General features: G+C 61.2%; 19 protein-coding genes and 4 tRNA genes. 3 read left to right on the forward strand and 20 right to left on the reverse strand.

What is annotated here, in order from left to right; all coding sequences use genetic code 11:
• Nucleotides 1–137 precede the first annotated feature (137 nt).
• The 13 genes from ACVW0Y_RS19715 to leuC form a co-directional block, all read right to left on the reverse strand.
• Nucleotides 138–689, reverse strand: coding sequence for a CvpA family protein (locus ACVW0Y_RS19715; RefSeq protein ID WP_457440689.1), 552 nt, complete (start codon nucleotides 687–689; stop codon nucleotides 138–140).
• 189 nt (nucleotides 690–878) lie between these two features.
• Nucleotides 879–1,493 carry an SPOR domain-containing protein gene (locus tag ACVW0Y_RS19720; protein ID WP_457440691.1) on the reverse strand — a complete coding sequence of 205 codons (615 nt, stop codon included), beginning with the start codon at nucleotides 1,491–1,493 and terminating at the stop codon, nucleotides 879–881.
• Nucleotides 1,477–2,784, reverse strand: coding sequence for a bifunctional tetrahydrofolate synthase/dihydrofolate synthase (folC, locus tag ACVW0Y_RS19725; RefSeq protein WP_457440693.1), 1,308 nt, complete (start codon nucleotides 2,782–2,784; stop codon nucleotides 1,477–1,479). The genes ACVW0Y_RS19720 and folC overlap by 17 nt, the downstream gene beginning before the upstream one ends.
• The gene (gene accD / locus ACVW0Y_RS19730) at nucleotides 2,781–3,671 is read right to left on the reverse strand and encodes an acetyl-CoA carboxylase, carboxyltransferase subunit beta (RefSeq protein ID WP_457440695.1); all 891 of its coding nucleotides are present in this window, start codon (nucleotides 3,669–3,671) and stop codon (nucleotides 2,781–2,783) included. The genes folC and accD overlap by 4 nt, the downstream gene beginning before the upstream one ends.
• 228 nt (nucleotides 3,672–3,899) lie before the next feature.
• On the reverse strand, nucleotides 3,900–4,529 hold the full coding sequence (locus ACVW0Y_RS19735) for a phosphoribosylanthranilate isomerase (RefSeq protein WP_457440697.1): 630 nt from the start codon (nucleotides 4,527–4,529) through the stop codon (nucleotides 3,900–3,902).
• 56 nt (nucleotides 4,530–4,585) lie between these two features.
• Complete coding sequence (truA, locus tag ACVW0Y_RS19740) at nucleotides 4,586–5,407, reverse strand: tRNA pseudouridine(38-40) synthase TruA (protein WP_457440742.1); 822 nt, start codon at nucleotides 5,405–5,407, stop codon at nucleotides 4,586–4,588.
• A gap of 36 nt (nucleotides 5,408–5,443) precedes the next feature.
• Nucleotides 5,444–8,350 carry a FimV/HubP family polar landmark protein gene (locus ACVW0Y_RS19745; RefSeq protein ID WP_457440699.1) on the reverse strand — a complete coding sequence of 969 codons (2,907 nt, stop codon included), beginning with the start codon at nucleotides 8,348–8,350 and terminating at the stop codon, nucleotides 5,444–5,446.
• Nucleotides 8,351–8,517: 167 nt separating this feature from the next.
• On the reverse strand, nucleotides 8,518–9,528 hold the full coding sequence (locus tag ACVW0Y_RS19750; protein ID WP_457440701.1) for an aspartate-semialdehyde dehydrogenase: 1,011 nt from the start codon (nucleotides 9,526–9,528) through the stop codon (nucleotides 8,518–8,520).
• 171 nt (nucleotides 9,529–9,699) lie between these two features.
• Nucleotides 9,700–10,812 (reverse strand): aspartate-semialdehyde dehydrogenase, encoded by a 1,113-nt coding sequence (asd, locus tag ACVW0Y_RS19755; protein WP_457440703.1) that lies wholly within the window; start codon nucleotides 10,810–10,812, stop codon nucleotides 9,700–9,702.
• Between the two features lie 119 nt (nucleotides 10,813–10,931).
• Complete coding sequence (leuB, locus tag ACVW0Y_RS19760; protein ID WP_457440706.1) at nucleotides 10,932–12,014, reverse strand: 3-isopropylmalate dehydrogenase; 1,083 nt, start codon at nucleotides 12,012–12,014, stop codon at nucleotides 10,932–10,934.
• Between the two features lie 180 nt (nucleotides 12,015–12,194).
• Nucleotides 12,195–12,959, reverse strand: coding sequence for a class I SAM-dependent methyltransferase (locus tag ACVW0Y_RS19765; protein ID WP_457440708.1), 765 nt, complete (start codon nucleotides 12,957–12,959; stop codon nucleotides 12,195–12,197).
• A 135-nt stretch (nucleotides 12,960–13,094) separates the two neighbouring features.
• On the reverse strand, nucleotides 13,095–13,736 hold the full coding sequence (gene leuD, locus ACVW0Y_RS19770; RefSeq protein ID WP_457440710.1) for a 3-isopropylmalate dehydratase small subunit: 642 nt from the start codon (nucleotides 13,734–13,736) through the stop codon (nucleotides 13,095–13,097).
• Nucleotides 13,737–13,746: 10 nt separating this feature from the next.
• Nucleotides 13,747–15,174: a 3-isopropylmalate dehydratase large subunit gene (leuC, locus tag ACVW0Y_RS19775; protein ID WP_457440712.1), complete on the reverse strand. Its 1,428-nt coding sequence runs from the start codon at nucleotides 15,172–15,174 to the stop codon at nucleotides 13,747–13,749.
• A gap of 150 nt (nucleotides 15,175–15,324) precedes the next feature.
• Here leuC and ACVW0Y_RS19780 point away from each other — a divergent pair, with 150 nt between their 5' ends.
• Both ACVW0Y_RS19780 and ACVW0Y_RS19785 read left to right on the forward strand, forming a co-directional pair.
• Nucleotides 15,325–16,203 carry a LysR family transcriptional regulator gene (locus ACVW0Y_RS19780; protein ID WP_457440714.1) on the forward strand — a complete coding sequence of 293 codons (879 nt, stop codon included), beginning with the start codon at nucleotides 15,325–15,327 and terminating at the stop codon, nucleotides 16,201–16,203.
• Nucleotides 16,204–16,343: 140 nt separating this feature from the next.
• Nucleotides 16,344–20,021 carry a PAS domain S-box protein gene (locus ACVW0Y_RS19785; RefSeq protein WP_457440716.1) on the forward strand — a complete coding sequence of 1,226 codons (3,678 nt, stop codon included), beginning with the start codon at nucleotides 16,344–16,346 and terminating at the stop codon, nucleotides 20,019–20,021.
• 309 nt (nucleotides 20,022–20,330) lie between these two features.
• Here ACVW0Y_RS19785 and ACVW0Y_RS19790 read toward each other — a convergent pair whose 3' ends face one another.
• A complete protein-coding gene (locus ACVW0Y_RS19790) occupies nucleotides 20,331–20,777 on the reverse strand; it encodes an Hsp20 family protein (RefSeq protein ID WP_457440718.1) in 447 nt (148 codons plus the stop codon).
• Nucleotides 20,778–20,959: 182 nt separating this feature from the next.
• The gene (locus ACVW0Y_RS19795) at nucleotides 20,960–21,907 is read right to left on the reverse strand and encodes a tRNA dihydrouridine synthase (RefSeq protein ID WP_457440720.1); all 948 of its coding nucleotides are present in this window, start codon (nucleotides 21,905–21,907) and stop codon (nucleotides 20,960–20,962) included.
• Nucleotides 21,908–22,043: 136 nt separating this feature from the next.
• On the opposite strand from ACVW0Y_RS19795, the gene ACVW0Y_RS19800 reads away from it, so the two are divergent.
• Nucleotides 22,044–22,457, forward strand: a complete 414-nt coding sequence (locus ACVW0Y_RS19800; RefSeq protein ID WP_457440722.1) for a hypothetical protein — start codon at nucleotides 22,044–22,046, stop codon at nucleotides 22,455–22,457.
• Between the two features lie 107 nt (nucleotides 22,458–22,564).
• Here the strand turns inward: ACVW0Y_RS19800 and ACVW0Y_RS19805 are convergent, their stop codons facing one another.
• The 5 genes from ACVW0Y_RS19805 to ACVW0Y_RS19825 form a co-directional block, all read right to left on the reverse strand.
• Nucleotides 22,565–22,999: an acyl-CoA thioesterase gene (locus tag ACVW0Y_RS19805; protein ID WP_457440724.1), complete on the reverse strand. Its 435-nt coding sequence runs from the start codon at nucleotides 22,997–22,999 to the stop codon at nucleotides 22,565–22,567.
• Nucleotides 23,000–23,300: 301 nt separating this feature from the next.
• Nucleotides 23,301–23,376 (reverse strand) — tRNA-Glu (locus ACVW0Y_RS19810).
• A 65-nt stretch (nucleotides 23,377–23,441) separates the two neighbouring features.
• Nucleotides 23,442–23,517, reverse strand: a tRNA-Ala gene (locus tag ACVW0Y_RS19815).
• A gap of 52 nt (nucleotides 23,518–23,569) precedes the next feature.
• Nucleotides 23,570–23,645: transfer RNA gene (locus ACVW0Y_RS19820), tRNA-Glu, on the reverse strand.
• Between the two features lie 68 nt (nucleotides 23,646–23,713).
• Nucleotides 23,714–23,789 (reverse strand) — tRNA-Ala (locus ACVW0Y_RS19825).
• Nucleotides 23,790–23,846 lie beyond the last annotated feature (57 nt).

A 23,846-nucleotide genomic window follows, 5' to 3' on the forward strand; every position in this document is an offset into this window, starting at 1 on the left:
ACTGCGCTCGGCTATGCATCGTTAAAAACAGACTCGCGATGCTCATTGGCTACAGCCAACTCCGCTTACTCGTCCGCTTTTGCACTAAAGAGTGCCTCGCCTAGCCTTCGTTCGCTACGTTTCTAAATTGCTGATTTCTACAACGATTTTGGCTGCAGAACATTTTTAAACGACAACTCTGACGGCCCGGAAACACCACTGGCAAGCCATTGGCTGGCCAGGGTCAGAATCAGATTTTTCGACCAGTCGGCCACAATCAGAAAATGCGGAACCAGTGCTGACTGCTGCCACCAGGAATCCTGAGTCACCGGTGCCAGGCTGAGCAGGCCGACCAGCAACACCACCAGCAAGCCGCCGCGCGCCGCACCAAAAACCATACCCAGCACGCGGTCGGTGCCAGATAGTCCGGTAACGCGAACCAGCTCGCCAATAAGAAAATTAAATAGGGCACCCACTAACAACGTGGCTACGAAGAGAATGGCACAGCCGGCGATAACCCGGGCTGAAGGGGTGTCGATGTAGTCCACCAGGTGCTGGGACAGAGCGCCGCCAAACATCCAGGCAACGACCCCGGCAATGATCCAGGTCACCAGCGACAGGGCCTCTTTGACGAAGCCGCGTTTCAAGCTGATCAAACTGGAGATCGCGATAACGGCGATGATCGCCCAATCGACCCAGGTAAATGGCACGTTGCAGGCCTACCGACGGAAGAGGCGCGGGATTTTAACAGAGCGCTACGCAAGGAGTAAGCCGCGATTTATCGAACGCGGTTCAATTAATTGCCGCCGGGCTAAAAGCATCGCGACTGAAGCCGCTCCTCCAAGATCGTACTCCCCGCAGGAGCGGCTTCAGCCGCGATGCTTTTTTCAGTGAGGCAATCAGCTGCTTTCTGGCTGAAAGCGCACCACAAACCCTTTGAGTTTCTGCTGCTTGGTCAACTGATCACGCAGACGCTCCGCTTCGGCGCGTTCGATCAGCGGGCCGACAAATACCCGGTTCATGCCTTCGGCGCTGCGGATATAGGCGTTGTAGCCCTGGCTGCGCAGGGTCTTCTGCAGGCTTTCAGCGCTGGCCCGGCTGGACAGACTGGCCAACTGGATCGACCAACTGATCGGCAGGCTATTGGCGTCCAGACGGTTAGGCGTGGCAGCCGGCACAGCCGGAGTGGCACTGGCAGTAGCCGCCGGTTTCGGCGCAATCGGGGCAGAAGGCGCGGCCGAGGCAATCGGCGCGGACGGCAATGGTGCTGGCGTGGTGGCTGGGGCATCGGCAGGTACCGGCTCTTCCGGCAGCAACTCCGGCTCCGGAACGGCCACGGCGTCCTGGCTCACCTCGGGCATAGCCGGCGCTTGCGGCATGGCCGGGGCGTCCACCACCACATGGCGGGACTCATCCTGACGTGACAGCAGCATCGGCAAAAAGATGATCGCCAGGGCCAACAGCACCAAGGCGCCAACGATCCGTTGCTTCAATCCTTTATCCAGCAAAGCCATTCCCCACTTCTCCCATGGCATGGCGGGCCAGCCATTCCAGGGCCTCGGCCACGCAGTAAAAAGATCCAAACAACAGAATTTCGTCGTCTGCCGTCGCGCGTTCCAGCTGCGCTTCCAACGCTGCGGCGATATCACCGTAGGCTGCGACACTGGCACCTTGGTTCAGCAAGGCGGCCTGCAGCTCGGCAGCCGGGCGGGTCCGCGGCGTCGGCAAAGGTGCCACCGCCCAGCTCGAAACCTGACTCAGCAACGGCGCGAGAACACCCGGCAAGTCCTTGTCAGCCAACAAACCGAACACCGCCAGACGCTTACCCACAACAGGCTGACTGGCCAGACGCTGCGCCAGGTATTCGGCGGCATGGGGATTATGCCCAACATCCAGCAGCAGCGTGAGTGCCTTGCCGCGCCAATTTACCGCTCGTCGATCCAGGCGTCCGGTTACCCGGGTGCGCTGCAGGGCAGTGACCATCTGGTCAGGCTGCCAGGGCAGGTCGAGCAAGGCATAGGCCTGCAGGGCCAGGGCGGCATTTTCCATAGGCAGATCGAGTAAAGGCAGGTCGTGCAGGCGCAGGTGCTCACCGGCGCTATTGAGGCCGCGCCAGTGCCAGCTGTGTTCGCCAAATGCCAGGTCGTAATCCGGCCCACGCAGCAGCAGAGGACAAGGCAGCGCTTTGGCTTTCTCGCGCAGCGGTGCGGGAGGATTGAGGTCGCCGCACACCGCCGGCACGCCGGCGCGGAAAATACCGGCCTTTTCAAACGCCACCGACTCGCGGGTATCGCCCAGGTAATCGGCATGATCCAGGCCGATGCTGGTGACCAGCGCCAGGTCCGGGTCGATCAGATTGACCGTATCCAGGCGACCGCCCAGGCCCACTTCGAGTACGGCCGCATCCAGGCCACTGCGCTGGAACAACCAGAACGCGGCCAGGGTGCCGACTTCGAAATAGGTTAAGGAGATTTCGCCACGCGCCGCTTCAACCGCGGCGAAGGCTTCGCACAACTCAGAGTCGGTCGCTTCGACGCCGGCCACCTGCACGCGCTCGTTGTAACGCAGCAGATGCGGTGAGCTGTACACACCCACCTTGAGGCCCTGCTCTGCGAGCAACGAGGCCAGCAAGGCACAGGTGGAACCCTTGCCGTTGGTGCCGGTGACGGTGATCACCTTGGCCGCCGGACGTCCCAGACCGAGGCGGCTGGCCACTTCTCTGGAACGCTCCAGACCCATGTCGATGGCTACTGGATGCAACTGCTCCAGATAGCTCAGCCACTCGGCAAGGTTGCGCTGGATCATGCGCTGATAGGTGTCGGCGCAGCGACCGGGGTCGGCAGGTTCTGCATTTGCGCCAACAGGCGCGCCAGACGCGGGCGCAGTTCCTGACGGGAAATGATCATATCGATGGCACCGTGGGCCAGAAGGAACTCGCTGCGCTGGAAGCCTTCGGGCAACTTCTCGCGTACGGTCTGCTCGATAACCCGTGGGCCGGCGAAACCGATCAGCGCCTTGGGTTCAGCGACAATGACATCACCGAGCATCGCCAGACTGGCGGAAACGCCGCCGTAGACCGGATCGGTCAGCACGGAAATAAACGGCACCCCCTCTTCTCGCAGACGGGCCAGCACGGCGGACGTCTTGGCCATCTGCATCAGCGAGATAAGGGCTTCCTGCATGCGCGCACCACCCGAAGCGGCGAAGCACACCAGCGGGCAACGCTGCTCAAGGGCCACGTTGGCCGCACGGACAAAGCGCTCACCCACGATGGCACCCATGGAGCCGCCCATAAAGGCGAACTCGAACGCACAGGCGACCACGGGAATCTGCTCCAAGGTGCCACGCATGGCGATCAGCGCGTCTTTCTCGCCGGTCTGCTTTTGCGCAGCAGTCAGGCGGTCTTTGTATTTCTTGCTGTCGCGGAATTTCAGACGGTCGACTGGCTCCAGATCGGCGCCAATTTCTTCACGACCCTCGCTGTCCAGGAAGATATCCAGACGGGCGCGAGCGTCGATACGCATATGGTGGTTGCACTTGGGGCAAACATCCAGGGTCTTTTCCAGCTCGGGGCGGTACAGCACCGCTTCGCAGGATGGGCACTTGTGCCACAAGCCCTCGGGGACAGAGCTCTTTTTCACCTCGGATCGCATGATCGATGGGATCAGCTTGTCTACCAGCCAGTTACTCATGCACTCATTCTCCAAAGCTGTTGGCTTGTACAGGCGCTATTAGCGGCTACCTGTCACAACGCAAAAATTCAGGTTTGCTGTCCAGCCATCGCCCCGTAGGCGTCTGACCCGGACCCGCTATTGCCATAAACCGCTGTAAGGGTTTAACCACATAGCTGTCGCGAAGTTCACGCGCTTGCGTGGCGACAGGCTTATGGACGGCCACTGATGGACTGCCGTCACATGCGATCAGCTTGCTCGGGTACGCTTCACCGCCGCGATAAACGCGCGCACCTTTTCCGCACTTTTAATCCCTTTGCTCTGCTCTACCCCGCCACTGACATCCACGGCATAGGGTTGTACCTGTTCGATGGCATCCGCCACATTCTCCGCGGTCAGACCGCCAGCAAGAATGATCGGCTTGCTTGGCTGCGCCGGCACCAGGCCCCAGTCGAACGCCTCACCGGTGCCTCCGGGCACGCCGGCAACAAAGGTGTCGAGCAGAATGCCTGAAGCTTCGGGATAAAGCGCGATCATCGCCGCCACATCATCACCAGCCTGCACCCGCAGCGCTTTGATATAGGGACGACCATAGCCGGCACAGTCTGCAGCCGCCTCGTCGCCATGGAATTGCAGCAGATCCAACGGCACCCGCTGTAACAGCGCTTCCAGCTCGGCGCGCGGCATATCGACAAACAACCCGACGGTGGTCACAAACGGCGGCAGCGCAGCAATGATCGCGCGCACCTGCTCGGCTGTTACCGCCCGCGGGCTTTTGGCGTAAAACACAAAACCAATGGCATCGGCACCCGCCTCGACTGCCACCAGCGCGTCTTCCAAGCGGGTGATGCCACAGATTTTGCTACGAACGATGGACACGGCGCGCACCTGAAAAATACCGGACTGGGGATGGTAGCAAAGCCCATTGCCGGGCGTCAGCCAAGGTCCGCCAGCCCGGAGAGGAAATGCGGGCCGATATAGCGCTCCGGCAAGACGAACTCCGCCGGGTACTCCACCTGCACCAGATACAGGCCAAACGGATGGGCCGTCACCCCGCCAGTACGGCGAATCCGCGACTCCAGCACGTCCTTCATCCACTCCACCGGGCGCTCGCCGGCACCGATAGTCATCAGCACGCCGGCAATATTGCGCACCATATGGTGCAGAAAGGCGTTGGCGCGCAGGTCGAGCACGATCATCTTGCCGTGCTGGGTCACTCGCAGGTGGTGCATCTTCTTGATCGGCGACTTGGCCTGGCACTGACCGGCGCGGAACGCGCTGAAATCATGTTCGCCCACCAGATACTGGGCGGCCTCACGCATGCGCTCGACATCCAGCGGGCGGTGGTTCCAAGTGATTTCCTCGCCCAGATGGGCCGGACGGATCTGGTCGTTATAGATGACGTAGCGATAACGCCTGGCCACCGCCTTGAACCGCGCATGAAAATGCGCCGGCATCACCTTGGCCCAGGTCACGCTGATGTCGTGCGGCAGGTTGATATTGGCACCCATCACCCAGGCTTTCAGGGTGCGTTCGGCCTGGGTGTCGAAATGCACCACCTGACCACAGGCGTGCACCCCGGCATCGGTACGCCCGGCGCAGTTGAGAATCACCGGTGAGTCGGCCACGCGGGACAGGGCTTTTTCCAGCTCTTCTTGAATAGTCGCCACGCCCGAAGCCTGGCGCTGCCAGCCGCGGTAACGCGAGCCTTTGTATTCCACGCCGAGGGCGATTCTGGAAAAGCCAACGGCGGCCATCTCGGCCGCCGCTGTGGGTATTGCTTCAGTCATGAATCAGACGATACGGGCGATCAGCTCGCGCGCTTCCTGTTGTTGGGCGTCGCTACCCTCGCTGATCACTTCATCGAGGATGTCGCGGGCGCCTTCGGTGTCACCCATGTCGATATAGGCACGGGCCAGATCGAGTTTGGTGGCGGTTTCGTCGGTGCCGGACAGGAAGTCGAAATCGTCGTCGGCGTCCAGGCTAGCAGCAGATGGGCTGCTGGCCGGGGCGATCAACGAGTCGAAGTCGTCTTCTTCCGGCAGGTCCAGTTTTTCGCTCATCTGATCCAGTTCGGCAGTCACTTCATCCAGTTTGGCCGCGAAGGTCTCGTTGGATACCGGCGCGCTCGGGGCGTCGTCAGGCAGGGACAGATCGAAGTCCGCCGGCAGTTCGTGCTCGGCATCCAGACCGGCGTCCAGTTCCGGCGCAGCGTCCGGCTCCAGGCTGAGGTCGGCGAAATCGTTGCTGGCGCTGCTGCCCAGGTCGTCATCCAGGCTCAGCAGGAAGTCATCTTCCTCGCTGCTGGTGGCGGCTTTCGGCTCTTCCAGATCGAGACTGAAGTCCGCCAGGTCGTCGCTCAGCGCGGCGCTGCTGGTGCTCGGACTGTCGTCCAGGCTCAGGTCGAAATCCAGGTCGCTGATGCCGCTGCCGGCTGGCGAGCTGGTGGAAGTCAGGTCGAGTTCGTCGTCCAGGCTCAGATCGCCGAAATCATTCAGCGAGTCGCCGCTGCCCGAGGTCAGATCGCGATCCAGTTCGGCTTCGAGGTCATCGAGGCTCAGGTCCATCTCATCGGCTGGCGCGGCAGCGGCTGGCTCGTCCAGGGTCAGGTCGTCGAGGCTGAAGTTATCCGCGTCGTTATCCAGTGCCGAAGCAGCAGCGGCACCGGCGAAGCCTGCGAAGGCCGCAGCAGCCATGCCTGGGTAACGGGACTTCAGCTGTTCGATGTCGCTCTGCGCGCCACCGATTTCAGTCAGCTCGCGCTCCTGACGGGCGAAGCCTTCCTGGTCGCCCAGCTCAGCCTGCACTTCCATCAGTTTCAGGCGCAGGTCAGCGCGCTGCGGTTCGTTGTTGATGGCGTCTTGCAGCAGTTCTGCAGCCTGAGTGAAGCGACCGTAGGCGATATAGATATCGGCCTCGCCCAGCACATCACCGGTTTGCGCGGTAACACGCTCTTCTTTGGCTGGTGCAACAGGGTCGTCGCCTTCCACGTCCAGACCGGCGAATGTGGTGTCCGGCACGTCCAGATCGCTGTCGAACGGGCTCGGCTCTTCCTGGGCAGCCAGGTCATAGTGCAGCTCGGCTTCTTTCTGCGCATTGCGGCGCGACAGCACCATCAGACCCACCAACAGCAGCAACAGCGCGCCACCACCGGCAATGCCGAGGAGCATCGGGTTGGCCATCAGGTCGTCGACAAAGCTGGTTTCTACCGGCGCAGGCTCAACCACTGGCGCGGGTTTTGGCTTGACCGGTTTCTCGACTGTCGGTGCGGGTGCAGGAGCCGGTGCGGCTTCTGGTGCCTTGGCAGCGTCAGCCGGCTTGGCCGCTTCTTCGCTGTAGTTGAAATCGGTGGCTGGCGGCTTGTCGCCGACTGGCGGGGTGGCCTCAGGCGCTACTGCCGGTTTGACCGGCTCGGCAACTGGGGTGGCGCTGGCAGTTGGGGAGGTAGCTGGGGCTGGAGTAGCCGGCTTGGCCGCCGCAGCTGGGGCCGTTGCAGCAGGCTGATTGCCCTTGGCGGCGATATCGGCTTGTAGCTTGGCCATCTGGCTGTCTTTCAGCTGGATCAGACGGTTGAGCTTGTCCAGTTGGCTTTGCAGGTCGCCCATACGGCTCTTCAGCTCGTCGTTCTCACGGCGAGTGGAGTCGAGGCTTTCCTTGGTCACAGCGAGTTTGTCGTTAAGCGCCTTGGTGTCACCGCTGGCACCTTTTTCGCCGCCTTTGGTGGCCTTGCCGGCATCACCGGAGAGCAGCTTCAGGCTGTCTTTATCGTCGGTCTTGGCCGGGGCATCACCGGCAGTGGCGCGCTTGGTGGCGTCCAGTTGACGGGCACCGCTGGCCGCTACGCTGCGACCTTCACGCCAGGCGGCGTTCTGCGAAGCAACCTGGGCAATGGCATCGCTCTGCGAGCGCGACTTGATCCGTTGCTCGTCGGGCAGACGCAGCACCTGACCGCTTTTCAGACGGTTGATATTGCCGTCGACGAAGGCGTCCGGATTGAGATCCTGGATGGCCAGCATGGCCTGGTGTACCGAACCGGTGGAACGGGTGCGCTGGGCAACTTCCCACAGCGTGTCGCTCGAGGTGGTTTTGTAGGAATCGTCAGCTACTTTGCCAGCCGGTGCCGCGGCGCTTGGCGCAGGCGCTGCCGGACGGGCAGTTGGGGCCACTGGAGCGGGCTCAGCAGCGACCGGCGCAGCTGGACGCGCAGTTGGCGCAACCGGAGCAGGCTTGACGGCCGGCTTGGCGACCGGAGCGGCCACTGGCGGTTTCGGCGCAGCAGCGGCAGCGGCTTGTGGCGAGTACAGCGGCGGATCCAGCAGCAGGGTGTACTCGCGTAGTACGCGACCACTTGGCCAGAGCACTTCTACCAGGAAGTTCAGGTAGGGCTCACGCACCGGCTTGCTGGAGGTGACGCGGATAACGCTCTTGCCGTTGGGCTTGAGTACCGGGGTGAATTTGAGGTCCGTCAGAAAATACTGACGGTCAATACCGGCCTTATTGAATTCATCCGGGGATGCCAGATTGGGAACCACCTCGTTAGAAGCCAGATCTCGAACCTCGACCAATTCGATCTCTGCGTCCAATGGCTGATTCAGCGCCGACTTCAGGGTCACTTCCCCGAGCCCCAACGCGTGCGCCATACCGGACGTCAGCGCCGAAGCAGCCGCGATTGCCAGCACCAGTTTGCGAACCCGAGCCATAGCGATATCCCTTGTTTTATCTTTTTTCTCGACGCGCGAGAGGGTCTTAATACAGTTGCTGCCTGTTCCGCCGAATGGCGGCTCCCCAACCAACAACAGCTCAGCCCCCGGATGTACCAAGATAGGCCAAGCTAGAATGATTCTTCAAATTTCTAGGTAAGTATCTTTTACAGATAGTGTTTTATCAATAACTCAGCAATTTGCACAGCGTTCAGAGCGGCGCCTTTGCGCACATTATCAGACGCAATCCACAAATTGAGTTCGGACAAATCGTCGAATCCGACGCGAACACGTCCTACATAGATCACATCCTGGCCTACGGCATCGCCGACTACGGTCGGATAATCGCCCTCTTCCACCAGCTCGATACCCTCCGCCGCCTCCAGCGCAGCGTTCACCGCCGCCAGATCGACCGGTCCCGCACATTGCAGGGAAACGCTCAGGCTGTCACCGAAAAACACCGGTGCCAGCACGCAGGTGGCAGACACTTTAAGGTTCGGCTCGGCCAGCACCCACTTGAGCTCTTCGACCAGACGTTTTTCTACCCGGCTATAACCGCTGGCATCCGGCTTACCCACCTGTGCCAGGACATTGAACGCCACCTGGCGATCAAAGAAGCGCGGCTCCAGCGGGCGCACATTGAGCAACTCCGCCGTTTGCCGGGCCAGTTCCGACACCCCTTCCCGACCGACACTGGAAATCGCCAGACACGCCGTCGCATTGACTCGTTGAATACTCACCAGCTGCCGCAGCGGTGCCAACGCCACTGCCAAGGCAATAGCGCACGGGCTCGGGCTGTTGATCTGGAACGGTGCTTTCAGGCTGGCCAGCACGCTGGCGTTGGCTTCCGGCACCAGCATCGGTGCCTGTTCGGCCGGCAGCGCGCCAGACAGATCGATCAGATGGCAACCTGCGGCCTGGGCGCGCGGGGCAAAACTCAGGGTGACCTGTTCGGCCGCCGCAAAGAACACGATTTGCACCTGATTGAAATCGAACTGCTCAACCTCACGCACCCGCACGTTCTTGCCGCGAAACGGCACTGAAGCGCCCGCCGACTCGATGCTAGCCAGCAAATGCAGGGTACCGATGGGGAATTCGCGCTCTTCCAGCACCTGCACAAGGGTTTCGCCGACGGTGCCGGTGGCGCCAATAATGGCGATATCGAAGGTCTGGCTCATGCTGTTACCTCTGCTGAAATACTGCCGGGCGGAACGCGGGGAGCGGCACTGTACCCGTCCGGACATAAAAAAACAGCCTTGGCGTTGCGCCGGCACTGACCGGTGAACCCCAAGGCTGTTTTTTTTACGCTGGCCACCCCACCCGCTAAGCAGACTGGGAAGCCAAGGCCATCAACGCTCCAACAGAATCCGCAGCATGCGCCGCAGCGGTTCGGCCGCGCCCCACAGCAGCTGGTCACCAACGGTGAAAGCACCCAGGTATTGCGAACCCATATTGAGCTTGCGCAGACGGCCGACAGGAACGGTCAGGGTGCCGGTCACGGCAGTCGGGGTCAGTTCCTTGATGCTCAGCTCGCGCTGGTTCGGCACCAGTTTCACCCAAGGGTTGTGCTGGCTGATCAGGCCTTCGATATCGCTCAACGGCACGTCTTTGTTCAGCTTCAGGGTCAGCGCCTGGCTGTGGCAACGCATCGCGCCGATACGCACACAGATGCCATCCACCGGGATCGGGCTCTTGAAGCGGCCGAGGATCTTGTTGGTCTCGGCCTGGCCTTTCCACTCTTCGCGGCTCTGGCCGTTCGGCAGTTCCTTGTCGATCCACGGAATCAGGCTGCCAGCCAGCGGCACGCCGAAGTTCTCGGTGGGGAAGGCGTCACCGCGCATGGCTTCAGCCACTTTGCGGTCGATATCGAGGATGGCGCTGGCCGGGTTGGCCAGTTCATCCGCCACCGCAGCGTGGGTAGCGCCCATCTGTTTGATCAGCTCGCGCATGTTCTGCGCACCAGCACCGGAGGCTGCCTGGTAGGTCATGGCATTCATCCACTCCACCAGACCGGCTTCGAACAGACCGCCGAGGGCCATCAGCATCAGGCTGACGGTGCAGTTGCCGCCGATATAGTTCTTGGTGCCCGCATCCAGCGCCTGGTCGATGACCTTGCGGTTGACCGGGTCGAGCACGATCACCGAGTTGTCATCCATGCGCAGCGACGAAGCCGCGTCGATCCAGTAGCCATTCCAGCCCGCTTCGCGCAGCTTGGGGAATACTTCGCTGGTGTAGTCGCCGCCCTGGCAGGTCAGGATCACATCGAGGCCTTTGAGCTCATCAATGCTGTAAGCGTCTTTCAGCGGCGCAATGTCCTTGCCCACGGCAGGGCCTTGGCCACCGACATTGGACGTGGTGAAGAACACCGGTTCGATCAAATCGAAATCCTGCTCTTCGAGCATCCGCTGCATGAGTACGGAACCGACCATCCCGCGCCAACCGATCAGACCTACACGCTTCATCGCAACTACACCTTAAAAAAACATGAATACGAACCCCCGCTTTCGAGGGGGCCGCAGAGAGTAACCGACTTGTTGTCGCTCTTGCGACCCCTGAAAGCGGTTCTTATAACGCTGTTGCTTTACAGCGCTTTTAGCGCGGCTACTACTGCATCACCCATCTGCTGAGTGCCAACCTTGGTATTGCCTTCGGACCAGATATCGCCCGTACGCAGGCCCTGATCCAGCACCACGCCAACCGCCTTCTCGATGGCATCGGCCGCAGCGGCCTGGTTGAAGGTGTAACGCAGCAGCATGGACACCGACAGAATGGTCGCCAACGGGTTGGCAATGCCCTGCCCGGCGATATCCGGCGCCGAACCGTGGGACGGCTCGTACATGCCCTTGTTGTTGGCATCCAGCGAGGCGGACGGCAGCATGCCGATGGAACCGGTCAGCATGGAAGCCTGATCCGACAGAATGTCGCCGAACATATTGTCGGTCACCAGCACGTCGAACTGCTTGGGCGCACGCACCAGCTGCATGGCCGCGTTGTCGACGTACATATGGCTGAGTTCGACGTCCGGGTAGTCCTTGGCCACTTCTTCAACCACTTCGCGCCACAGTTGGCTGGACGCCAGCACGTTGGCCTTGTCGACCGAGCACAGCTTCTTGCCGCGTACGCGCGCCATGTCGAAACCCACACGGGCGATACGGCTGATTTCGCTCTCGCTGTACGGCAGGGTGTCGAAGGCGAAACGCTCGCCGTTTTCCAGGGTCTTGGTGCCGCGTGGTGCGCCGAAGTAGATGCCGCCGGTCAGCTCACGCACGATCAGCACGTCCAGGCCCGCAACGATTTCACGCTTGAGCGACGAGGCGTCTGCCAGTTGTGGGTAGAGAATGGCCGGACGCAGGTTGGCAAACAGCCCCAGGGCCGAACGAATTTTCAGCAGGCCACGCTCCGGGCGAATGTCGCGCTCGATCTTGTCCCATTTCGGGCCACCGACGGCACCCAGCAAGATGGCATCGGCCGCCTGGGCACGGGCCAGGGTTTCGTCAGCCAGCGGTACACCATGCTTGTCGATGGCCGCGCCGCCGATGACGTCTTCGCTGAATTCAAAGCCGAGCTGGAACTTGTCGTTGGCCAGCTCCAGCACCTTGACCGCTTCGGCCATGATTTCCGGGCCAATACCGTCACCGGGAAGAATCAGAATCTGCTTGCTCATAACGCCCTCAAATCAATCAATGGACGAGCCTGCGCGGCACGCCGTACAAAAACGCAAATCTTACCCCGTCATTCCGGCGCAGGCCGGAATCCAGACTTGATCAGGCAACGCTGTTCGTCGTGACATTCTGGATCCCGGCCTGCGCCGGGATGACGGTGGGTTCTCAGGAAATCGCCGTTATTACTTCTCGGCCCACAGCACCAGCACATCGGTACTAAAGGTGCCGTCTTCAGCAATCTCAAAATACTCGCGCACTTCTGCGCCCATGGCCTGCTGCAGTTCGCGAATCGCCACCCGCAAGTTTTCCGGGGTGCGCATGCGTTCGACCCAGGAGCTGTACTCCAGCTGCAAACGCTGGCGGCTGTAGCTGCGGGTCGCCAAGCCAGCGTCACTGACAAAGCGCAGCCATTCGCTGGCCGAATAGTCGCGCACATGGCTGGTGTCGCGCAGCACTTCCACGGTCTGCAAATAAGTGTCCAGCAGCGGGCTGCCCGGCGACATCACGTCGATAAACGCCGCCACCCCGCCCGGCTTCAGCACGCGGCGCACTTCGCGCAGAGCCTGGCCGACATCGCTCCAGTGGTGCGCCGAATAGCGGCTGAAGACGAAGTCGAACTCGCCATCGGCAAACGGCAGACGCTCGGCGGCACCTTGCTGGGTGCGGACATTGGCCAGGCCACGATCCACCGCCGCTGCGCTGACCACATCGAGCATCTGCTGGGACAAGTCATAAGCCACCACTTCGGCCACCAAGGGCGCGACATGGAAACTCACATGCCCGGCACCGCAGCCCAGGTCCAGCACCCGAGCCGCGTCATGACCCGCCAGCTCCGCCTGGAGCAGAGCGAATTCAGTACCTTGGGCGTGCACAGCACTGCTCAGGTAGGCGGCAGCCTGTTCACCGAATTGTTTCTGTACCACTTGGGCGTGGGCGTTGCTGGTCATGGTGACGTCCTTTTTATATGCGCCGCGTTTTCTGTAGGAGCGGCTTCAGCCGCGATGCTTTTGACGTTCAAGCCCATGTTTGCAGGCCAGGCCAATCGCGGCTGAAGCCGCTCCTACAGCATTTTGATCGGCTTCTTAATCGCGGAACAACCAAGGCTGCGAAGCGCGATGTTTGGTCTCGAAGGTGCTGATCGCCGCTGCGTCCTGCAGGGTCAGGCCGATATCGTCCAGGCCGTTCAACAGGCAGTGTTTGCGGAACGTATCCACGTCAAAACCGATGACCTTGCCGTCGGCACGGGTCACGGTCTGCGCGGCCAAATCCACGCTCAGCTGGTAGCCGACATTGGCTTCCACCAGTTCGAACAGTTCATCCACTTCCGCTTCCGGCAGGATGATCGGCAGCAAGCCGTTCTTGAAGCTGTTGTTGAAGAAGATATCGGCGTAGCTCGGCGCGATGATGGCGCGGAAACCGTACTCTTCCAGAGCCCATGGCGCGTGCTCGCGGCTGGAGCCGCAGCCGAAGTTTTCACGGGCCAGCAACACGCTGGCACCTTGGTAACGCGGGTGGTTGAGCACGAAGTCCTGGTTTACCGGACGCTTGGAGTTGTCCTGGTTGGGCTGCCCCACGTCCAGATAACGCCACTCATCGAACAGGTTCGGGCCAAAGCCGGTGCGCTTGATCGACTTCAAGAACTGCTTGGGAATGATCTGGTCGGTGTCGACGTTGGCGCGATCCAAGGGAGCGACCAGGCCGGTGTGCTGGGTAAACGCTTTCATCTGCTGGTCCTCAAGCCTGGGTCAATTCACGAACATCGATAAAACGGCCGGTCACCGCCGCAGCAGCAGCCATGGCCGGGCTGACCAGGTGGGTACGCCCACCGGCACCCTGACGGCCTTCGAAGTTGCGGTTGGAGGTGGACGCGCAATGCTCGCCACTGCCGAGTTTGTCCGGGTTCATCGCCAGGCACATGGAGCAGCCCGGCTCACGCCATTCAAAACCGGCTTCCAGGAAAATGGTGTGCAGGCCTTCTTTCTCGGCCTGCTCTTTCACCAGGCCCGAGCCCGGCACCACCATGGCCTGCTTGATGGTCGAGGCCACTTTGCGGCCCTTGGCGACCACGGCCGCGGCGCGCAGGTCTTCGATGCGCGAGTTGGTGCAGGAGCCGATGAATACGCGGTCCAACTGGATATCGGTAATCGCCTGATTGGCGGCCAGGCCCATGTACTTGAGGGCACGCTCGATGGAATCCTTTTTCACCGGGTCGGATTCTTTGCTTGGGTCCGGCACGTTGGCGGCCACCGGCAAGACCATCTCCGGCGAGGTGCCCCAGGTCACTTGCGGCTGGATCTGCGCGGCGTCCAACTCGACCACGGTGTCGAACACCGCATCATCGTCGGATACCAGGTCTTTCCAGGCTTCTACCGCTGCATCCCAATCGGCACCTTTAGGGGCGAACGGGCGGCCTTGAATGTAGGCCACGGTTTTTTCATCCGCCGCCACCAGGCCAACGCGCGCGCCGCCTTCGATGGACATGTTGCAGATGGTCATGCGCCCTTCCATCGACAAGTCGCGGATGGCGCTGCCGGCGAACTCCAGGGCATGGCCGTTGCCACCCGCGGTGCCGATCTTGCCGATCACGGCAAGGACGATGTCTTTGGCCGTCACGCCAAAGGGCAATTTGCCCTCGACGCGCACCTGCATGTTTTTCATTTTCTTGGCCACCAGGCACTGGGTGGCGAGCACATGTTCCACTTCCGAGGTACCGATACCGTGGGCCAAGGCGCCGAAAGCACCGTGGGTGGAGGTATGGGAGTCGCCGCAAACCACGGTCATGCCCGGCAAGGTCGCGCCCTGCTCCGGCCCGACGACGTGAACGATGCCCTGACGGATGTCGTTCATTTTGAATTCGAGGATGCCGAACTCGTCGCAGTTGTCGTCCAGGGTCTGTACCTGAATGCGCGACACTTCATCGGCGATGGCGGCGATGCCACCCTGGCGCTCGGTGAGGGTGGTCGGCACGTTGTGGTCCGGGGTGGCGATGTTGGCGTCGATGCGCCATGGCTTGCGACTGGCCAGACGCAGCCCCTCGAACGCTTGCGGGGAAGTCACTTCGTGAAGGATATGGCGGTCGATGTAGATCAGCGACGACCCGTCATCCCGCCGTTTAACCTCGTGCGCTTCCCAGAGTTTGTCGTAGAGCGTCTTGCCAGCCATCAGTCATTCCTCATCAGCGTTTCTATGCGTCAGGCCGTTCCAACCGGGTGGAAATGACCTTATTGCTTATGGGGTCGAATCGTAAGGACTTGCTTTAAATAACTCAAATTCATATTTTTCATACTTTGCATAACCAAGTGGAATCCAAGTATGGATCTGGCCAACCTCAATGCCTTTATCGCCATCGCCGAAACCGCCAGCTTCTCTGGTGCCGGCGAGCGCCTGCACCTGACTCAACCGGCGATCAGCAAACGCATCGCCAGCCTCGAGCAGCAATTGAACATGCGCCTGTTCGATCGCCTGGGTCGTGAAGTGAGCCTCACCGAGGCCGGTCGCGCCCTGCTGCCGCGCGCTTACCAGATTCTCAATGTGCTGGATGATACGCGCCGCGCCCTGAGCAACCTCAACGGCGAGATCAGCGGGCGTCTCACTCTCGCCACCAGTCACCACATCGGCCTGCACCGCCTGCCGCCGCTGCTGCGCGCCTTTACCCGGGCGTATCCGCAGGTGGCGCTGGATATCCAGTTTCTCGATTCCGAGGTGGCCTATGAAGAAATCCTTCACGGCCGCGCCGAGCTGGCGGTGATTACCCTTGCACCGCAAACCCATGCGCCGGTGAAGGCGGTGGCGGTATGGGACGACCCGCTGGACTTTGTGGCAGCCCCCGAGCACCCACTGGCACGCCTGAAAAAAATCGACCTCAAGGCCATCGCCCAGCACCCGGCGGTGTTTCCCGGGGAAAACACCTTTACCAACCGCATCGTCAGCAAGCTGTTCGCCGAGCAGGGCCTGACGCCCAATATCGGCATGAGCACCAACTACCTGGAAACCATCAAGATGATGGTGTCCATCGGTCTGGCCTGGAGCGTTCTGCCGCGCACCATGCTCGACGATCAGGTGGCGCGCCTGCCGATTCCCGGCATCCAGCTGCGCCGCGAGCTGGGTTACATCCTGCATACCGAACGAACCCTGTCCAACGCAGCCAAAGCTTTTATGGCGCTACTGGATGCGCAACGAACGGACGCCTGAGCAAGGGATCAGTAGTGGCATCTTGCCTAAGCGCCCAGGCTGAGGCTAACGTGCTACACATAATGATAAGAAGGGCTAGTCGATGACCCCACCCCGCGTTTGCACCACCCTGCCGCTTCCCCCCACTGAATGGGCCCTCTATGCCCAAACCTTCTGATCACCTGCCGCCGCGCCCGTTTGTTCCCGCGCTGGACCCCGTGGAACGGGAGCAAGCCTGGCAAGACGCACCGCGCCTGCTCGCCGCCCTCAATGGCGCACGGCTGGGTGCCTGGCACTGGGAAGTGGAGAGCGGACGGATCAACTGGTCGCGCGGTGCCCAGGCGATCTTCGGCCTGGACCCCAATCGGCCGATCCGCACTCAGGTCGACTATTTCTCGCTGATTCCCGATGAAGAACGGGGTGCCGTGCAGCAGCTGTTCCAGGAGGCCATCAGCGGCCTGCCGACCAACCGCGCGTTTCGCCACCGCATCCGCTGGCCGGATGGCAGCCTGCATTGGTTGGAGGTGTCCGGCAGCCTGCAACGCGACGCCCACGGCAAGCCAAGCATCATGGGCGTGGTGCGCGACGTGACCGAGCAACAGGAACGCGAGCACGCCCTACGCGCCTCCGAGCAACGCTTCGCCAGCCTGTTCCACCTGAGCCCCGACGTGATTCTTTTGGTGCGCTACGAAGACAACGTACTGATCGACGCCAACCAGCATTTCGAAACCCTGTTTGGCTGGAGCCCCAATGACCGCCTCGGCCGCTCGGTGATCGAGCTGAATCTGTGGGGCGACCCGCAGAGCCACGAACAATACCTGCTGGACCTGACCCAGACCGTCGAACCGGTGTTGCACGATGTGCAACTGCTCACCCGCGAAGGCCACCCGTTGGACGGCCGACTGTCGAGCCAATTGATCGAGCTGGAAGAACAAAACTACATCCTCAGCACCTTTCTCGACCTCAGCGAGCACAAACGCCGCGAGCAGGCGCTGCGGGCCAACGAAGACAAATTCGCCAAGGCCTTTCGCAATACCCCGGATTCGGTGGTGATCGCCGACTATCCCAGCGGCGAGCTGATCGAGGTGAACCCCGGCTTCGAAGCCCAATTTGGCTGGAGCGCCGCCGAAGCCCTGGGGCGCACCTCCATCGAACTGGGCCTGTGGCACAACATCGACGACCGCCGGCGCATGCTGGAAAACCTCGAACAGCAGGGTCGCATCGAGCAGATGGAACTGATCCTTCTAGACCGTGCCGGCCGGCAAAGCATCAACCTGATCTACGGCGGCAAGATCGAGCTGGATGGCCGTGAGTGCCTGGTGCTGTCGATGCGCAACATCACCCAGCAACGGGAGCAGGAACAGGAGCTGCGCGACAGCCGTGAACGCCTGTCGCTGGCCCTGGAGTCCGCCGAACTGGGCACCTGGGACTGGCATATCCCGAGCAATATGCTCTACGGCTCGCCGCGCGCCTCGCAGTTGCACGGCATGTCCGCCGAGCCCTTCCACGGCAGCTTCGCCAGCTTTTTCGATAGCGTGCCGGAGGTCGAACAGCTCGCCATGCGCCAAGCCTACCGCGACGTGGTGGATGGCGAGCGCAAGGATTACCAGATCACCTACAGCTCACAATTCCCCAATGGCGAGGTGCACTACCTGGAAAGCACCGCCAAGCTCTACCGCGACAGCGAAGGCCGGCCGTTGCGGATGGTCGGCATCCTTATGGATATCAGCGAGCGCGTGCAGCGGGTGCAGCGCCTGGCCGCCTCGGAAGAAAAATTCGCCACCCTGTTCCAGGCCAGCCCGGACCCGATCTGCGTGTCACGGGTGGTGGACGGCGTGTTTATCGAGGTCAATCCGAGTTTCTGCCGCACCTTCGGCTGGGAGTCGAGCGAGATCACCGGCAAAAGCGCCAAGGACATTCGCTTCTGGGCCGACCTGGAGCTGCGCGAGAGCCTGGGCGCGCAGCTAAGGAGCGACAAAGAGCTGAATAACGTCGAAGCCCGTTATTTCACCCAGAGCGGCGAAGAGCTGACCTGCGTGGTATCCAGCCGTTATATCCACGTCGACCGCCAGCGCTGCATCACCACCACCTTCCGCAACATCACCGAACGCCAACAGGCCCAGGCCGCGCTCAAGGCCAGCGAAGAGAAATTCGCCAAGGCGTTCCACTCGAGCCCGGACGCCATCACCATCACCGAGCGCAAGGACGGTCGTTATATCGAGGTCAACGAGGGCTTCTGCCGCCTCACCGGCTTCCGCCCCGAGGAAGTGATCGGCCGTACCTCGGACGATATCAACGTATGGGCCAAGCCCAGCGAGCGTGAGCGCATGGTGGAAATGATGAAACGCGACGGCCGCGTGCATCACCTGGAAATGCTCGGCCGCCACCGCGACGGCACGCTGAAACAGGTGGAAGTGTCGGTGGAGCCCATCGACCTCAATGGTCAGGACTGCTTGCTACTCACCGCTCGGGATATCGACGAACTGAAAAAAGCCCATGCGCAGATCCAGCACCTGGCCTACCACGACCCACTGACCAACCTGCCCAACCGCGCCCTGCTGATGGACCGCCTGACCCAGCAGATCGCCCTGCTGACCCGCCACGACCTGCGCGGTGCCCTGCTGTTTATCGACCTCGACCACTTCAAACACATCAACGACTCCCTCGGCCATCCGGTCGGCGATTCGGTGCTGAAGATGGTCACCGCGCGCCTGGAAGCCAGCGTGCGCCAGGAAGACACGGTGGCGCGTCTGGGCGGCGATGAATTTGTGGTGTTGCTCTCCGGGCTGGAAGGCAAACGTTCGGAGGTGATGCGCCAGGTGCGGCAGATCGCCGACAAGCTGCGCAAACTGCTGGCCGAACCCATGCTGCTGGACAACCACCGCCTGCAGGTGACGCCGAGCATGGGCATCGCGCTGATTCCCGACCACGGCAACACCCCGGCGGACCTGCTCAAGCGTGCGGATATCGCCCTGTACCGGGCCAAGGATTCCGGGCGCAACGCCATTCAGATGTTCCGCAAAAGCATGCAGGAAGCGGCCAGTGAGCGCCTGCGCCTGGAAAACGACTTACGCCAGGCCTTGGTACGCGGCGAATTCGACCTGCATTTCCAGCCCCAGGTGGACGCCCGCAGTGGTGCCGTGATCGGTGCTGAAGCGCTGCTGCGTTGGCACCACCCGACCTTCGGCCCACAGTCGCCGGCGCAATTTATTCATGTACTGGAAGAAAGCGGGCTGATTCTGGAGGTGGGCGGCTGGGTGATGGCCGAGGCCTGTCACGCCTGCGCGCAATTGCTGCAGGACGGCCTGATCGATGGCGACACCTTCAGCCTGTGCGTGAATATCAGCCCCCTGCAGTTCCGCCAGAACAACTTTGTCGAACGGGTCTCCACCAGCCTGCGCGACAGCCAGCTGCCCAGCAGGATGCTCAAGCTGGAGATCACCGAAGGCATCGTGATCCAGAATATCGACGACACCATCGCCAAGATGCTGCGCCTGAAAAAGCTCGGCGTGAGCTTTGCTATGGATGACTTCGGCACCGGCTATTCGTCGCTGACCTACCTCAAACGTCTACCGGTGGATGTGCTGAAGATCGACCAATCGTTCGTGCGCGACGCCACCAACGACCCCAACGATGCCGAGATCATTCGCGCCATTGTGGCGATGGCTCGAAGCCTCGGGCTGGAAATGATTGCCGAAGGGGTTGAGCAGCAGGACCAGTTGGACTTTCTGCTCAAGGAGGGCTGCCATTTCTACCAAGGGTATTTGTATAGCCGACCGGTGCCGCTGGCTGAATTCCGCGCGCTGCTTGCGCATGCGGCGCAGCGGCCGTTGGTATAGAGCGCGGAAAAGACACCGTCATCCCAGCGCAGGCTGGGATGACGGTGGTGGGTGAGGTTACCCCGATCAGCTATTCAACATCGGACGCGAACCATTACGCGCCAGGTCGATACGCAGGCGTAGCGGCCAGCAAGCTGATTGGCGGAAACGACAAGGGCGCCAATAGGCGCCCTTTTTACATTACTCAGCGTTCTCCGCCGTCATCCCAGCGCAGGCTGGGATCCAGATTTTCAGAACGAACGACATAACCTGAAAGAATCTGGGTCCCAGCCTGCGCTGGGACGACGGTGGTGGGTAAAGTTACCCGTCTTAGCTATTCAACGCCGGACGCGCACCACTGATAGGAATGCGCTTGGCCTTGGCCTCTTCCGGCACGACGCGTACCAGGTCGATGCTCAACAGGCCGTTGGCCAATTGCGCCGCCTTGACCTCGATATGGTCAGCCAGGCGGAACGACAACTTGAACGCTCGCTGGGCGATGCCTTGGTGCAGGAAGGTGACGTCTTTGCCGGCTTCGGCACGCTTGCCACCACTAACGGTCAGTACGCCGCGCTCAACTTGCAGATCAAGGTCTTCGTCTTGAAAACCGGCTGCCGCGACGACAATGCGGTACTGATCATCACCGTGTTTTTCCACGTTGTAGGGTGGGTAGGAGCTGGCTTGCTCATTGCGTTGTGCGGCTTCGAACAGATCGTTGAAACGATCGAAACCAACGGAGCTGCGGAACAGTGGCGCGAGGGAAAATGCAGTGCTCATGTGTCTCTCCTGAAAATCAGCAAAAGGTTGAATCCGGGACCCGACTTCGGCATCCCGTAACCCTTAAATAGGGACACGCTGAACAGTTTCAAGAGCTCTTTTCTAAATATTCAGAAGCTCGCGGCTGAAGTCGCTCCTACGGAACACGCATAGCCTGCAGGAGCGGCTTCAGCCGCGAGCATTTAGATTTGCACCCGTAACATCTGATCAATGCGCTCGCAATCGCTTTCCCGGCGAACCTGACTGAACAATTCCATGGCCTGCGGGTAGTTGCGCGTCAGCTGGCCCAACCACTGCTTCAAGCGCCCCGGCGCATAGCGCGGCGACAGCTTGCCGCGTGCCTGTAGCCAGAACGACTGCAGCAGCGGCATCAGCTCAGCCCAGGTCATCGGCGCAATTTCCACCCCTGCGCGGGCCGCGGCGATCTGCCGGGCCAGGTCGGGCAATGCCACCAGACCGCGACCCAGCATGATGTCTTCAGCGCCGCTGATTTCCCGGCAACGGCGCCAATCATCGACGCTCCAGATTTCGCCGTTGGCATACACCGGCACCTTCACCACATCCTGAATCCGCGCCACCCACTCCCAATGGGCAGGCGGCTTGTAGCCTTCGCGCTTGGTGCGGGCGTGCACGACGATTTGCGCCGCGCCGCCGTCGGCCAGGGCGCGAGCGCAATCCATCGCGTAATCCGGCACTTCATAGCCCAGGCGCATCTTTGCCGTCACCGGAATCGCCGCCGGCACGCTACGGCGCACTTCGCTGACGATGGCATGCAGCAGCTCCGGCTCTTTCAGCAAGATCGCGCCGCCACGGGATTTGTTTACGGTCTTGGCTGGGCAGCCAAAGTTCAGATCCAGCACCGGTGCGCCCAGTTCGCAGGCCAGCGCGGCGTTGTCGCCCAGGCACACCGGGTCCGAGCCCAGCAGCTGCACGCGCATGGGCACGCCGGCGCGGGTTCGCGAGCCGTCTTGCAGCTCCGGAGCCATTTTGTGGAAGTGGCTGGCGGGCAGCAGACGCTCGCTGACACGGATAAATTCGGTCACGCACCAGTCGATGCCGCCCACCTGGGTCAGCACGTCACGGAGGATTTCGTCGACCAAACCTTCCATGGGTGCCAGGGCGATCTGCATAACGGGTTTCTCTTTAGAGCAGGCGAAAAAGGCACCTAGTGTAAGGACCGCCGCCGGGCAAGGCGATGATTCAATCTGAATTCCAGCGGATAGCACGCGGTCACAGCCCATAGAACCCGATGAAAGGAACCCTGCTATGCGCGCCCTACTCCCTTTGCTGGCACTGACCGGCTTGTTAATCCTGGGCCCCGCCAACGCCGAATCGCTGGTACCGCCGCCGGATGTGCCGCTGGGCACCACACCGGACAGCCAGGCCACGGCGCGCCTGGTGGTGAGCCGCGACAATAGGGCACCAAACGCCTGCGCGGTGGATTTGTATGTGCAGAATCAACTGGTGGCGCAGCTGGCACCCAAGCAATCGATTGCCGTGGATGTGCCGGCCGGGGAAGTGTCGATCAGTGTGTCGCGGGGTGGTTCGGGGTACTGCGTGAGCGATATGCCGGCCAATGCACAGTCGGCGGTGTTTACCCCAGGGGAGACCCGGCAATTCAAGATTGTCGTGGACGACACCGGGGCGTTTCTTTCACCGGCAGATACGCAGGCCCCGTAAGCACCCACTCTCCGTAGGAGCGGCTTTAGCCGCGATGGGCCGGACCTGAAACCGCAATGACCGCCCAAGAGCATCGCGGCTAAAGTCGCTCCTACAGGGAAAGATGGTTAGCGGTTAAGCACCGCAGGGCCGTAGCCTTCGAGGAACTCGGGTGGCATGCGCTTGGGTTTGCCAGTACTCATCTCGATGCACACGAAGGTGGTTTTGGCCCGTAGCAGGGTTACTCCGTCCGCCGGGCGAATCAGCTGGAAATGTCGGCTCATACGCAGTTTCTGATCCGACTCGATGATCCAGGTCGCCACCTGCAAGTCATCGCCCTCGTAGGCACTGGCCAGGTAGTCCACCTCATTGCGCACCACGGCCATGGCGCGATCCAGACGGCGGTACTCGACCAGATCCAGCCCCAGGCTCTGCGAATGGCGCCAGGCGCAGCGCTCCAGCCAGCTCACATACACGGCGTTGTTGGCATGACCGAGGCCGTCGATATCCTCGGCAGCAACCTGCAGGTCGATCACAAAAGGCGTTGGCAAATCCCAGTTCATACGTCTCTCCATGGCGGCGAGGCGGCAGTTTAGCAACGTGGGCGGATGGCGGGATACGAGATCAGACTCGTGAATGGACATCGAAACACCGTCAACCCCAGCGCTACTCGAGAGCGAGCGAGCTAGAGCGCAGCAAGGCAAAAAAGTTTTTTAAAGCACAGCGGGCTGGAGCCCATGAGCATTTAAAAAACATTTTTAACGCAGCCCCCCCGACGCGCAGCCGCTCGCTTAGACACCCTGGAAAAACAAAAGGGCCATTCCGTAAAGAATGACCCTTCAAAAGTCCGCAGAGCGGATAAATTGGCGTCCCCTAGGGGACTCGAACCCCTGTTACCGCCGTGAAAGGGCGGTGTCCTAGGCCACTAGACGAAGGGGACAAAACCTTCAAAAACAAGGCCAGCATTTAGCTGGCCCGTGGCACTCGTGAAGCGTAGTGCAAAATTGGTGGAGATAAACGGGATCGAACCGTTGACCTCTTGCATGCCATGCAAGCGCTCTCCCAGCTGAGCTATACCCCCAGATTTATCGCCTCACGGCTCACAGCGCCTTGCGGTGCTGCATTTTAAATCGTGGCGTCCCCTAGGGGACTCGAACCCCTGTTACCGCCGTGAAAGGGCGGTGTCCTAGGCCACTAGACGAAGGGGACGCAAAACCCTTCTAACAACTCAACCCGTTCAATGAACCGGTTGTGGCAAGCCTTTCGGCTTTAGAGATTGGTGGAGCTAAACGGGATCGAACCGTTGACCTCTTGCATGCCATGCAAGCGCTCTCCCAGCTGAGCTATAGCCCCATCTCGAGGACGGGGCGCATGTTAAGCGTGGGTCTTAGGGCTGTCAACATTATTTTT

The organism is Pseudomonas sp. TE3786, assembly GCF_054057335.1.

Excerpts from the sequence above, each read along its gene's own strand:
- ACVW0Y_RS19720 (WP_457440691.1), bottom strand. The coding sequence starts at position 1,493 with ATGGCTTTGCTGGATAAAGGATTGAAGCAACGGATCGTTGGCGCCTTG.
- folC (WP_457440693.1), bottom strand. The coding sequence starts at position 2,784 with ATGATCCAGCGCAACCTTGCCGAGTGGCTGAGCTATCTGGAGCAGTTG.
- accD (WP_457440695.1), bottom strand. The coding sequence starts at position 3,671 with ATGAGTAACTGGCTGGTAGACAAGCTGATCCCATCGATCATGCGATCC.
- truA (WP_457440742.1), bottom strand. The coding sequence starts at position 5,407 with ATGGCCGCCGTTGGCTTTTCCAGAATCGCCCTCGGCGTGGAATACAAA.
- ACVW0Y_RS19745 (WP_457440699.1), bottom strand. The coding sequence starts at position 8,350 with ATGGCTCGGGTTCGCAAACTGGTGCTGGCAATCGCGGCTGCTTCGGCG.
- ACVW0Y_RS19750 (WP_457440701.1), bottom strand. The coding sequence starts at position 9,528 with ATGAGCCAGACCTTCGATATCGCCATTATTGGCGCCACCGGCACCGTC.
- asd (WP_457440703.1), bottom strand. The coding sequence starts at position 10,812 with ATGAAGCGTGTAGGTCTGATCGGTTGGCGCGGGATGGTCGGTTCCGTA.
- leuB (WP_457440706.1), bottom strand. The coding sequence starts at position 12,014 with ATGAGCAAGCAGATTCTGATTCTTCCCGGTGACGGTATTGGCCCGGAA.
- ACVW0Y_RS19765 (WP_457440708.1), bottom strand. The coding sequence starts at position 12,959 with ATGACCAGCAACGCCCACGCCCAAGTGGTACAGAAACAATTCGGTGAA.
- leuD (WP_457440710.1), bottom strand. The coding sequence starts at position 13,736 with ATGAAAGCGTTTACCCAGCACACCGGCCTGGTCGCTCCCTTGGATCGC.
- leuC (WP_457440712.1), bottom strand. The coding sequence starts at position 15,174 with ATGGCTGGCAAGACGCTCTACGACAAACTCTGGGAAGCGCACGAGGTT.
- ACVW0Y_RS19780 (WP_457440714.1), top strand. The coding sequence starts at position 15,325 with ATGGATCTGGCCAACCTCAATGCCTTTATCGCCATCGCCGAAACCGCC.
- ACVW0Y_RS19785 (WP_457440716.1), top strand. The coding sequence starts at position 16,344 with ATGCCCAAACCTTCTGATCACCTGCCGCCGCGCCCGTTTGTTCCCGCG.
- ACVW0Y_RS19790 (WP_457440718.1), bottom strand. The coding sequence starts at position 20,777 with ATGAGCACTGCATTTTCCCTCGCGCCACTGTTCCGCAGCTCCGTTGGT.
- ACVW0Y_RS19795 (WP_457440720.1), bottom strand. The coding sequence starts at position 21,907 with ATGCAGATCGCCCTGGCACCCATGGAAGGTTTGGTCGACGAAATCCTC.
- ACVW0Y_RS19800 (WP_457440722.1), top strand. The coding sequence starts at position 22,044 with ATGCGCGCCCTACTCCCTTTGCTGGCACTGACCGGCTTGTTAATCCTG.
- ACVW0Y_RS19805 (WP_457440724.1), bottom strand. The coding sequence starts at position 22,999 with ATGAACTGGGATTTGCCAACGCCTTTTGTGATCGACCTGCAGGTTGCT.